General features: G+C 67.9%; 10 protein-coding genes and 1 pseudogene. 5 read left to right on the top strand and 6 right to left on the bottom strand.

Annotation, left to right across the window (positions count from 1 at the left end):
* Nucleotides 1–249: 249 nt before the first annotated feature.
* A complete protein-coding gene (locus BLP88_RS10300; RefSeq protein ID WP_074588951.1) occupies nt 250–870 on the bottom strand; it encodes a TetR/AcrR family transcriptional regulator in 621 nt (206 codons plus the stop codon).
* 126 nt (nt 871–996) lie between these two features.
* On the opposite strand from BLP88_RS10300, the pseudogene BLP88_RS10295 reads away from it, so the two are divergent.
* Together BLP88_RS10295 and BLP88_RS19145 are read left to right on the top strand one after the other, a co-directional pair.
* Nucleotides 997–1,559, top strand: a pseudogene (locus BLP88_RS10295) (NAD(P)H-dependent oxidoreductase).
* Nucleotides 1,560–1,780: 221 nt separating this feature from the next.
* Nucleotides 1,781–2,737, top strand: coding sequence for a hypothetical protein (locus tag BLP88_RS19145; protein ID WP_245679832.1), 957 nt, complete (start codon nt 1,781–1,783; stop codon nt 2,735–2,737).
* Between the two features lie 99 nt (nt 2,738–2,836).
* On the opposite strand, the gene BLP88_RS10285 is transcribed toward BLP88_RS19145, so the two are convergent.
* Together BLP88_RS10285 and BLP88_RS10280 are read right to left on the bottom strand one after the other, a co-directional pair.
* Nucleotides 2,837–3,373, bottom strand: coding sequence for a hypothetical protein (locus BLP88_RS10285; RefSeq protein WP_074588949.1), 537 nt, complete (start codon nt 3,371–3,373; stop codon nt 2,837–2,839).
* On the bottom strand, nt 3,370–4,347 hold the full coding sequence (locus BLP88_RS10280; protein WP_245679831.1) for a hypothetical protein: 978 nt from the start codon (nt 4,345–4,347) through the stop codon (nt 3,370–3,372). Before BLP88_RS10280 ends, BLP88_RS10285 begins: the two co-directional genes overlap by 4 nt.
* 247 nt (nt 4,348–4,594) lie before the next feature.
* Here BLP88_RS10280 and BLP88_RS10275 point away from each other — a divergent pair, with 247 nt between their 5' ends.
* The 3 genes from BLP88_RS10275 (at nt 4,595) to BLP88_RS10265 (ending at nt 6,947) form a co-directional block, all read left to right on the top strand.
* The gene (locus tag BLP88_RS10275; protein ID WP_074588945.1) at nt 4,595–5,905 is read left to right on the top strand and encodes an aminotransferase-like domain-containing protein; all 1,311 of its coding nucleotides are present in this window, start codon (nt 4,595–4,597) and stop codon (nt 5,903–5,905) included.
* Nucleotides 5,902–6,333 (top strand): universal stress protein, encoded by a 432-nt coding sequence (locus BLP88_RS10270; protein ID WP_074588943.1) that lies wholly within the window; start codon nt 5,902–5,904, stop codon nt 6,331–6,333. The genes BLP88_RS10275 and BLP88_RS10270 overlap by 4 nt, the downstream gene beginning before the upstream one ends.
* A 275-nt stretch (nt 6,334–6,608) precedes the next feature.
* Complete coding sequence (locus BLP88_RS10265) at nt 6,609–6,947, top strand: hypothetical protein (RefSeq protein ID WP_084111068.1); 339 nt, start codon at nt 6,609–6,611, stop codon at nt 6,945–6,947.
* A 94-nt stretch (nt 6,948–7,041) separates the two neighbouring features.
* Here the strand turns inward: BLP88_RS10265 and BLP88_RS10260 are convergent, their stop codons facing one another.
* From BLP88_RS10260 to pdhA, 3 genes are read right to left on the bottom strand one after another with little or no spacing between them, the layout of a single operon-like run.
* Nucleotides 7,042–8,583 (bottom strand): dihydrolipoamide acetyltransferase family protein, encoded by a 1,542-nt coding sequence (locus tag BLP88_RS10260; protein ID WP_074588941.1) that lies wholly within the window; start codon nt 8,581–8,583, stop codon nt 7,042–7,044.
* Nucleotides 8,584–8,639: 56 nt separating this feature from the next.
* On the bottom strand, nt 8,640–9,620 hold the full coding sequence (locus BLP88_RS10255; protein WP_074588939.1) for an alpha-ketoacid dehydrogenase subunit beta: 981 nt from the start codon (nt 9,618–9,620) through the stop codon (nt 8,640–8,642).
* Nucleotides 9,620–10,816, bottom strand: coding sequence for a pyruvate dehydrogenase (acetyl-transferring) E1 component subunit alpha (pdhA, locus tag BLP88_RS10250; RefSeq protein ID WP_074588938.1), 1,197 nt, complete (start codon nt 10,814–10,816; stop codon nt 9,620–9,622). The genes BLP88_RS10255 and pdhA overlap by 1 nt, the downstream gene beginning before the upstream one ends.
* Nucleotides 10,817–10,945 lie beyond the last annotated feature (129 nt).

The raw sequence follows: 10,945 nt of genomic DNA, 5'->3' as shown, positions 1-10,945 counted from the left end.
GTCGGCCGAGGGTTGCGGGCCGTCCCCCAGACTCCGCTGTGGCAGGTTGGGCCGCAGCAAAAACATGAAGGATCAACTTCGAAGGATGTGCTTCGAATCACATCCCAGAGGAAGCTATCACATGGAAGGGCACATTATTTGCCGTTGCGCCAAGTCAAGCGGCAGCTGGTGTCCGGATCGTTATCAACGGAGCACTGCCGACGGCGAAGTTGTGCGGCAGCCTGGGCAGTCGCGTGGGGAGCCGTGTAGTCAGCCGGCGTGGGGCGGGCAGCCCAGCAGGCGGCCGGCGAACTCGCGCCAACCGGCCTCGATGCGGGCCACCTCGATGCCCTGGGTGCGCAGCGCATAGAGCACCCGTTCGGGGTCCAGGGCGGCCAGGAGGAAGGACGCCATGACCCAGGGATCGCCTTCCACGCCGGCCTCACGCAGCAGCAGTTCGACGTGCCGGTGCCAGAGCAGGGCAGGCGGGGCCGCGTGCCGGTTGTGCGGCGAATGCTCGGCCGCCCGGGCGAGTTCGCCGTTTTCGTCGATGTATCTGATCCGCGCCTCACCGAAGGCAATCAGCCGCTCCTCCGGCGGCGCGCCGGGGCCCAGCGGCGGGGGTCCGAAAATGAAGCGCTGCTGGAACTCCGCCTCCGCATCGCTCAGGAGGGTCATCATCAGCCCGGCGCGGTTGCCGAAGCGCCGGAAGACGGTGCCTTTGCCCACCTGCGCACGGCAGGCGAGCATGTCCATGGTGAGCGCGTCCACACCGTGTTCCGCCACGAGTTCCCTGGCAGCCTGCAGGAGGCGCTCCCGGTTGCGGGCGGCGTCGCTGCGTTCGGACGGCGGCCCCGAGGGACCCTCCGGCCGGAGTGGGATGAGGCTCACAAGAAATATTCTAGTCACGGGAATACAAAGCGGACCGTAGTCCGTTTAGCTTGGTGAAGGCAGGAATCCCGCCTCAGAAGAATGAGCCCTGCGGCGCCGGCCGCGGACAAAAGCAAGGAGTTTCCCATGACCACGAACACCGTCCTGACCCTGGTCGGCAGCCTTCGCGCCGATTCCCACAACCGCAAGCTCGCCGAGGCCATTGCGCTGAACGCTCCGGAGAATGTGGACGTGCAGATCCACGGTTCGCTGGGCAGCATCCCGTTCTACAACGAAGACATCGACGTCGAGGGCCAGGTTCCGGCGGAAGCCGCGGCCCTTCGCGCCGCAGCCGCCGAGGCCGACACCCTCCTTCTCGTCACCCCTGAGCACAACGGCACCATGCCCGCTTCCCTGAAGAACGCCATCGACTGGCTGTCCCGCCCCTTCGGCGCCGGTGCGCTGGCCGGCAAGCCGACCGCCGTCGTCGGAACTGCCTTTGGCCAGTACGGCGGCGTGTGGGCCCAAGACGAGGTCCGCAAGGCCGTCGGCATCGCCGGCGCCAAGGTGCTGGACGAGGTCAAGCTGGCCGTTCCGGTTCCATGGTCCGCTTCGCGGAGCTGCACCCGAAGGACGACGCCGAGGTCGTCGAGCAGATCAAGGGCATCTTCGAGCCGCTGACCGCCGCCGAAGAGGAAGCAGCAGCCTGACGCCACTTTAGGCCTGGCCGAGGCCCCGTTCCGCCCCGGAGGATTCCGGGTGGAACGGGGCCTTTTGCGGCTCTGCGGCGCGCTACCAATCCGTGACGGAGCTGATGCCGAACCGTCACCGCCGCGGCATTCCGCCGCGATTTGGCCGGACTTACGGTTGAAGCAAGAGGCGGCAAACACGGGCAGCGCCCGCAGTCCCGCCCGGAGGCTCGGGAGCTGTCATGGTGGGCAGGCGCGGATACGGACGCTCGACGTCGGCGGCTCCGCTGCGCGCCCTGTCCCTGCGAAAGTTGTCCCTGCGAAGGTTGTGGCTGCGAAGGTTGTCCCTGTGCACTGTGGCTCTGGGCGGCGCGGTCTTGTGCCTGGGCAGCTGCGCGTACCCGGCGGGCATTGCCCCGGAATCAGCACCCGAGGCAACCGCACCGACTGCAGGTTCCGCCGCCGCCTACCCGGGCCGTGCCTCCCAGCTTCCGGAGACAGTTCCCGTTCCGGCGGCCACTCCCGCCGCCCCGCCGACGCCGGAACCCGCCGCGCCGGGTGCCACCTCGCCCGGCGCGGTCGGCAAAGCGGGCCCCGACGCGCCGATACCCGTAGCCGAGCCCGGCACGGCGCCTCCGATAGCCCCGTCACGGCCCGCAGAAGCGCCGGTCCGGGCCCCCGGGGAGGATCCGGACGCCGCCCAAGACCACGCCGCGTTGTACGGCCCGGCCATCTACCTCGTGGCGATCGACGACGGCGGCAGCCGCGGGGCCCGCTTCGGCTGCAATGACAGCCTCGTCGCCGTACGCTCCGACTCCCAGAGAGGTACCGGCGGGGATGCGCACGGCTCCGCCGCCGGGCAGGGCGACAGCGGGCAGGCATCCGCGGGCCCGGCCGCGAACACCCCTTCTGACCCGCTGCAGGCGGCGATGTCCCGGCTGCTCGGCCCGGACAGTGTTCCGGCAGGCTCGGGCCTGTACAACGCCCTCGCCGCGTCGGCGCTGACCTTTGTTTCCGGGCAGCTGGAAGGAACCACGGCCGTGATCAGCCTCAGCGGCGAACTGCGCCAGGGCGGCGTGTGCGACGGACCCCGGATCGAAGCCCAGCTCACCCAGACCGCCATTGCGGCCACCGGCGCATCCCGAGCGGAAATCCGGATCGGCGGCCGGCCCCTGGCGGAGCTCCTGAGCCTGCGCTAAGCAGGACGCGCTGACGCGGCTGCGGACCCAAGCTGCATTGACGACCGGGCTGCGGGGGGTTCAGACGCCCCCAGCCCGGGCCGCACAGCCCAGGCCCGCTCATGACGTGGCGATCGCGATCAACCGCCGCAGCGCCCACGCCATCCGCAGCAGCCCGAGGACTGCCGCGAATCCGAGACCGAACACCGCCGCCTCAATGGGCCAGACGCCCATGGCGCCATCGCCCTCCACGAGGATCGCGGTCAGCGCCGCCACGAGGAGTGCGGCCAGCACCGGAATGACAGCGAGGAACGCGTCGCCGATCTCCCGGCGGTGGTCCGGAGTCAGCCGCTCGAGCGGAAGCGCACGCTGCCCCGGCGGCGCCTTTTTGCCGAGTACGTTCACCAACATGGAGACGCTGCTGAGGATGAGTCCGGCCACCGCACCGGACAGCGTGGCCAGGGTCTGGAACAGGGTGCGGCGGGAATCCTCGGCAACGCCTTCGACCATGAAGGGCTGCCGCAGCAGGCCCGACAGCGCCAGCCAGGCGGCCACCGCCAGGGCCGCCCACAACAGATCCATCCGTGGATGCAGCAGGAACCACCGCCACATGGCGCGCCGGCGCGGTTGGCTGATCTCGACGTCGTACAGGCTCATCGGACGGAACCTCCTGTCACTGATGGTTCCGCCAGGGGGTCGGCGGCGAGCGCGGGAACCACGGACTGGTCCGGTGTCCCCGTCACCTCCGGCAGGGTCCTGGCGAAGAAGTCCTCGTGGTCGCGGGCCTGTTTGCGCAGGATCTCCACGGCTTCGGCGGCGGCACGGGCGGGGTCGTTGAAGATACCGGCGTCGACGTCCACGTAGGAAATGAACCGTTCCTTGAGCAGGTCCACCACTTCCCGATCCCCGCTGACGGAGTCCCGGCCCTCGGCCACCACATGGTCGAATTGCTCGATGGATCCGGAACGTCGGAAGACCTCGATCAGGTGCTGGATGCGCCCCCTGATCCGCTGCTTTTCCTGGGCGTTGCCGCTGCGGCCGACGCTGAGGGAGACCCGGAAAGTACCTTCGCTCATGAGGCGCGAGGCGCTGTCCAGCACATCCGCCCATTCGCCCTCCATGAACTTTCCGGAGAGGCGCCCGGCCGGCAGGGAGAACTCGAAGCGGCTCACGTCCAGCCGGTCCAGGATGTCCTCAACGTCTTCCCGAACCACCGGAACCAGCCCCGGTTCCAGGCCGAGCATGCCGCCCATGTACTCTCCCAGACGAGGGGCCCGTGGGCCGTTCCCGCTGCTCAGTACCGCCAGCACGTTCCGTTTCAGGAAGGCAAAGTACGTGGTCTCCAGAAGACGGTCTCCGGCATCCAAGGGGAGGGGTTTCCGGCGCCCGGCGCTGTCCCCCACGGACGGCAGGTTCCCGCCGCGCACGCGGTCCAGGAGCATCACCGGGACTGGCGCGACGGCGGCCGCCTGGGCGAGCAGCACCGTTCCGTCCGCGCAGCGGAAGTGGCGGTCCACGCCGTGGTTTTCCGCGTCACGGAGCACCTCCGCCACGCGGCGCGCCGGAAACGGCGCCGACAGTTCATCGCCGTTCAACTGGCCTATCCGCCAGAACTGCACGCTCCGTTTCACCTAGCCCACCACCCTGCTCCCCATCTGCCTCACGCCCTCTCCAAACCCCGCTGCTGCCAAAGGTACGCCGGGGCACCGACAATCACACCGCCGTCGGGCATTCCGAATCCCCGCCCGCGCGAACTGGCAGCAGATGCCCTTTGAGGACCCTGCAGAGGGCATCTACTGCCAGTTCGTGAGCGGCCGCGGAGCGTTTTCGAAAACAACTGTTGCCCAATTGGCAACTCTGGGGAGTATCCTTTTCACTGTGACCCACGAAACACTGGACGCCGGGCCGGAGCTGCCCGCCGAAGCGATCGATGCCATCGAGAGGGCTGCAACCGCCGCCCACCGCCACGAGGAACTCTTCTCGGAGCGCGCCGCCAACATCAAGCAGTCAGCCGTGCGGGATGTCTTCGACATCTCCATGCGGCCGGGCCTCGTGTCCCTTGCCGGCGGAAACCCCTACCTGCAGTCCCTCCCGCTGGAAAAGCTGGGCCAGACCGCGGCGCGGATCATCGCCGAAGAAGGCATGGCCGCCCTGCAGTACGGCGGCGGCCAGGGCACGGCGGAACTGCGCGCCCAGGTCTGCGAGATCATGGCAGCCGAAGGCATCACCGACGCCCGGCCGGAAAATGTCGTTATCACGGCGGGCTCCCAGTCCGCGCAGGACGTCGCCACCAAGGTCTTCTGCGATCCCGGGGATGTGGTCCTGGTGGAAAACCCCACGTACGTTGGCGCCTTGAACACCTTCGAGGCCTACCAGGTCCAGGTGGAGACCGTGTCCATGGACGGCGACGGCCTGGTGCCGGAGATCCTTGAGGCCCGAATTCAGGAGCTTCAGGCGCAGGGCAAGAACATCAAGTTCCTCTACACCATCCCCAACTTCAACAACCCTTCGGGCATCACCCTGGCGCAGGAGCGCCGCCAGCGCATCGTCGATATATGCCGCAAATCGAATATTCTGGTGCTCGAGGACAACCCCTACGGCCTGCTGCGATTCGACGGCCGGCCGCTGGCCCCGATGCGGGCCGCCAACGCCCACGACGTGATCTACATGGGTTCCTTCTCCAAGATCTTCGCCCCGGGGCTCCGGATCGGCTGGGCCCTCGTTCCGGAACACCTGCAGCGGCGCTTCTACCTGGCGTCCGAAGCCGTGACCCTGTGCCCGCCAACGCTCAACCAGATGCTCATCTCGGCCTACCTGCGTGACTACGACTGGCGGGGCCAGATCGATACGTACCGGGCGCTGTACCAGGAACGCTGCGAGGCCCTGCTCGCCGCCTTGGACGAGCACATGCCCGCGGGCCTGAGCTGGACACGGCCCGACGGCGGCTTCTTCGTCTGGGTGACGCTGCCCGAGGGCGTGGACACCTACCCGCTGCTCCAGAAGGCGATCGACGCCGGCGTTGTGTTCATCCCGGGAGCGGCCTTCACGCCGTCGGACGGTCCGTCCAACAAGCTGCGTTTGGCGTTCAGCGCCGTCCCTCCGGATACTATTGCCGAAGGCGTCCGGAGACTCGCGAAAGTACTCGCGGACGCAGTTGAAAACAGATCCAGCAAAGGAGCAGGTGTATGAGCGGTGTAGTCCTCGTCGGTGTCGACGGCAGCCAGACGGCCCGCCGGGCGGCTGAATCGGCCAAACGGCTGGCGACGGCCCTGGCGGCCGAACTGCGCGTCGTCACGGCTTTTGAGAGCGACCGCGTTGAAATCGTGGAGAGCGGCGCCGACAAGTGGGTTCTCTCCGACGCGGATGCCGCGGAGAAGGTTGCGCGCACCATCGCGGGCGAACTCGCATCGGAGCAACTGCAGACCAGTTACGGCGCCGTCCGCGGCAAGGCCGGCGAAGCCCTGGTCAAGGAAGCAGAGCGCGTGGATGCGCAGCTGATCGTGGTGGGCAACCGCCGCATGCAGGGCCTCGGCCGCATCCTGGGCAGCGTGGCGAACACCGTGGCGCACAACGCGCCCTGCGATGTCTACATCGCCAAGACGGACGAACCCGCCTAAGGCAGGCCCCCGCGCACGGAGCCGGCCGGTTCCCTGGTGAAAATCCAGGAACCGGCCGGCTTTTTCGTTGCCGGCCGGCTTATTTCGTCACGCAGGGATCCTCCGTCAGCACGCCGGGTATGACGCGCCGCACTGCCGCCCTTGACGGGAATCACGCGGCCTGGTGGGCGGTCTCACCCTCTTTCCGGCGGGTCCGCGCGGACCCCGCCGATAAAATTGAGGAAGGCACCCGAAGGCGCGAGCCGCCCACCACAAACGACCTCCAGGACCCTAACTTGCTTACTCTGCAGCCGCGCCAGCGCGTCGGGCACGACATCCTCCTCGCCCGCCACGGAAACCACATCAGCTCCATGCGCCTCGACCGCAGCAACGACCGCGTCGTAGCCATCCTCGCCGACGGAACCACCGACAGCGCCCCGAACCTGATCTCGCCGCTGCTCGAGATGCCGGAAACCCTCCGCAGCGTGCTGCGCTCCGACTGGCGCGCCCTGGTCATGGGGTCCGCGATGATGCTGGCCATTGGCCTGCTGGCCGGAGCGGTGGCCATCGGCCTGCTCGGCAACATGAGCGAAGAGCAGCTGGCCCAGCTCGCCTACACCAGCTCGGTGTACTGAGCCGAGATACGCACAACGGAAAGAGCCCGACCGCGCCGGATGGCGCCGTCGGGCTCTTTGCCGTTTGAGGCCCCTCCGGGGCCCGGGGACCCCGCTAGTCCAGCAGCAGCGCGGGCTCCTCGAGGATGGCGGCGACGTCGGCCATGAAGCGGGCGGACAGGTCGCCGTCCACCACGCGGTGGTCGAAGGACCCGCCCAGGGTGGTGATCCAGCGCGGAATGACCTCGCCATCGAGCACCCAGGGCTTCTGCTTGATGGTGCCGAAGGCGACGATCGCCACCTCGCCGGGGTTGATGATAGGCGTACCGGTGTCGATGCCCAGGGCGCCGATGTTGGTGATGGTCAGGGTGCCGCCCTGCATCTGCGCGGGCTGGGTCTTGCCGGCGCGAGCCGTTGTGGCGAGCTCGTTCAGGGCCAGGGCAAGTTCCTTGAGGGAGAGGTCCTGGGCGTCTTTGATGTTCGGCACCATGAGCCCCCGCGGGGTGGCGGCCGCGATGCCGAGGTTCATGAAGTGCTTGACCTGGATTTCGGCACCGCCCTTGCCGTCCGCGTCCTCCACCCAGCTGGCGTTGACACTGGGGTTGCGGGCAGCGGCCCAGATGACGGCCTTGGCCAGGATCAGCAGCGGGGACACCTTGATGCCCTCGAAGTCGCGGGAAGCCTTCAGCCGCTTGACGAATTCCATGGTGCGGCTGGCGTCCACGTCCACGAAGATGCTCACGTGCGGGGCGGTGAAGGCGGAGTCCACCATGGCCTTGGCGGTGGCCTTGCGGACACCCTTGACGGGGATCCGCTCCACGCGTTGCTCCTGCGGCTTGCGGGAAGCGCCCCAGAAGGAGTCCGCCTGGTCCAGTTCGGCGTCGCGCTGCGCCTGGTAGCTGACGAGGTCCTCGCGGGTCACCTCGCCGCGGGCGCCGGTTGCGGTGACGTCGGCAAGGTCGATGCCGAGGTCGCGGGCGATCTTGCGCACCGGTGGCTTCGCCAGCACGCGGCTGACAATGCCACTGACCGTTGCACCCAGGGTGCCGCCGAGGCCGGCGGCGGCCTGCGCACCGTTTTCGGCCGCTGCCGCGGGGGCTGGTTGGGCGGAAGCCGCTGCCGAGGGGGTTGGCCTCACCGGGGCAGGGGCTGCTGCCGGGGCCGGTGCTGCCTGGACGGGCGCCGGAGCAGGGGCTGACGGAGCCGCAGCGGAGGGCGCGGTCCGGCGCGGGCGGCGCCTGACGGCGTCGGCCTTCGGACCGGAACCGACCAGCGGACCGCCGGCCGGGCCGGAGTCGGAGGTACCGGCGTCGGTGGTGTCCTGGGACAGCTTGCCGTACATCGGGGTTTCTGGTGCTGAGGGCTCGACGGCGGCGGGAGCCGCCGGGGCGGGCGCCCCGCCGGCGGCTTCGGCGGCTCCGTCGGATATGCCGATGATTGGCGTGCCGACCTCCACCGTGATGCCCTCGGCCACGAGGAGCTCGGACACCGTGCCGGCATAAGGCGACGGCAGTTCCACGAGGGACTTGGCCGTTTCGATCTCGCAGATGACATCGTTGATGGCCACGGAATCGCCAGGCTTGACCTTCCACGAGACGATCTCGGCCTCGGTCAGGCCCTCGCCGACATCCGGGAGGTTGAATTTCTTAACAGTCACTTCGGTCCTTACGTTTCAGCAGGCGGCCCGCAGGGGCTCGGCGCAGGCAGGAGCGGCTAGTAGGCCAGCGAACGGTCCAGGGCTTCGAGGATCTTGTCGATGTCCGGCAAGTAGTCCTCCTCCACCTTGGCCACGGGATAGGGCATGTGGAAGCCGCCCACGCGGATGACCGGCGCCTCGAGGTGCAGGAACGCGCGTTCGCTGATCCGGGCCGCGATTTCGCCGCCGATGCCGCCGAACGTCGGTGCCTCGTGGGCCACGATCAGGCGCCCGGTCTTCCGCACCGATGCCTCGACGGTGTCGAAGTCGATCGGTGAGATCGAGCGCAGGTCGATGACCTCGATGCTGTGCCCGTCCTCCGCGGCCGCGGAGGCGGCGGCGAGCGCGACGGGTACGAGGGGGCCGTACGCCACGATCGTGGCGTCGCTGCCTTCGCGCAGGACGTGCGCCTTGAACGGGTCCGACGCCGGGCCCGGGTTCTCGGTGTCGACCTCGCCCTTGAGCCAGTAGCGGCGCTTGGGTTCGAAAAAGATCACGGGGTCAGTGCATTCCACGGCCTGCTGGATCATCCAGTAGGCGTCGTGGGCGTTGGACGGGGTGATGATCCGCAGGCCGGCGGTGTGGGCGAAGAGCGCCTCCGGGGATTCGGAGTGGTGCTCGATCGAACCGATGCCGCCGCCGTAGGGAATGCGGATGACCACCGGCACCGTGAGCCTGCCGCTGCTGCGGAAGTGCATCTTAGCCAGCTGGGTGGTGATCTGGTTGAAGGCCGGGAAGACGAAACCGTCGAACTGGATCTCGCAGATGGGGCGGTAGCCTCGCAGGGCCAGTCCGATCGCGGTGCCGACGATACCGGATTCGGCGAGCGGGCTGTCCACCACCCGGTCCGGGCCGAAGTCCTTAAGGAGCCCGTCCGTGACGCGGTAGACGCCGCCCAGGGCGCCGATGTCCTCGCCCATGAGCAGGGACTTGGCGTTGTTGCTGAGGGTTGCGCGGAGGCCTTCGTTGATGGCCTTGGCTACGGTCATGGTGGCCATCAGTGACCGGCCTCCTCTTCGCTTTCGAAACCTGACTCGTACTCCCGGAACCACGCCTGCTCCTCGGCCACCAAGGGGTGCGCCTCGGCGTAGACGCCGGCGAAGGCATCGTGGATGTCGGGGGCCTGCAGGGCCAGTGCGGTGCTGCGGACGTAGGCGGCCAGTTCGTCGCCGTCCTGCTTGACCTGCTCGAAGAAGGCGTCGTCGGCCAAGCCCTCCGCACGGAGGTACTTTTCCAGCCGGTCCAGGGGATCCTTGCTCCGCCACTCGTTCTCTTCGGCCGACAGGCGGTACTTGGTGGGGTCATCGGCGGTGGTGTGCGCACCGACGCGGTAGGTGTGGGCTTCGATCAGCACCGGGCCGCGACCTTCGCGCGCGTGCTCCAGGGCCCATTCGGTGACGGCGTGGACCGCAATGACGTCGTTGCCGTCCACCCGGATGCCTGGGAAACCGTAGCCCTTGGCCCGGTTGAAGAGCGGAATCTTGGTCTGCACTTCGGTGGGGACCGAAATGGCCCAGTGGTTGTTCTGGCAGAAGAACACCACGGGAGCGTTGTAGGAGGCGGCGAACACCATGGATTCGTGGACGTCGCCTTCGGAGCTGGCGCCGTCGCCGAAATAGGAGATCACGGCGGCCTTGGGCTCATTGGATTCGGCGGAGTCCGCGAGCTTCTGGTCACGCTGGATGCCCATGGCGTAGCCCACCGAATGCAGCGTCTGCGCGGCGAGCACCAGGGTGTAGAGGTGGAAGTTGTTCTCCTTGGGGTCCCAGCCGCCGTTGGAGATGCCGCGGAAGAGCTTCAGCAGTTCGGAGAGGTCCACATTCCGGGTCAGGGCCACACCGTGCTCCCGGTAGGTGGGAAAGATGTAGTCCTGCGGCTGGCTGGCCCGGCCGGAGCCGATCTGCGCGGCTTCCTGACCGGTGAGGGGAACCCAGAGGGCCAATTCGCCTTGCCGCTGCAGGGCGGTGGCTTCCTGGTCGAAGCGGCGGATCTTGGCCATGTCCGCGTAGAAACCGCGGAGCTGCTCCGGTTCCAGCCGCTTGGCGTAATCCGAAAACACCGGATCAGTGCCGAGCGTGCCGTCCGGCCCGAGCAATTGGACCATCCCCGTTGCGGGGTCGCCGGACTCCATCCCTTCCGGGATGTGCTGTCCGGTCCCGTTGATACGGGGGGTGGGCAATTGGGTTGAGCCCATTCCGTCTCCTTTGCCTGCCGCAGCCGACGCTGAGCATTTTTCGCTGATATATTCCTTTTGGGGAATGTATTCCTCAAATGGAATATTTGGCTTTCGCCCCTTACTTTATCCTCAGTAAGGGACCCAAAG

Source organism: Arthrobacter cupressi (assembly GCF_900099975.1).
Taxonomy (GTDB): domain Bacteria; phylum Actinomycetota; class Actinomycetes; order Actinomycetales; family Micrococcaceae; genus Arthrobacter; species Arthrobacter cupressi.
This window is presented reverse-complemented; position numbering and strand designations above follow the sequence as displayed.

Excerpts from the sequence above, each read along its gene's own strand:
- BLP88_RS19145 (WP_245679832.1), top strand. The coding sequence starts at position 1,781 with ATGGTGGGCAGGCGCGGATACGGACGCTCGACGTCGGCGGCTCCGCTG.
- BLP88_RS10285 (WP_074588949.1), bottom strand. The coding sequence starts at position 3,373 with ATGAGCCTGTACGACGTCGAGATCAGCCAACCGCGCCGGCGCGCCATG.
- BLP88_RS10270 (WP_074588943.1), top strand. The coding sequence starts at position 5,902 with ATGAGCGGTGTAGTCCTCGTCGGTGTCGACGGCAGCCAGACGGCCCGC.
- BLP88_RS10255 (WP_074588939.1), bottom strand. The coding sequence starts at position 9,620 with ATGGCCACCATGACCGTAGCCAAGGCCATCAACGAAGGCCTCCGCGCA.
- pdhA (WP_074588938.1), bottom strand. The coding sequence starts at position 10,816 with ATGGGCTCAACCCAATTGCCCACCCCCCGTATCAACGGGACCGGACAG.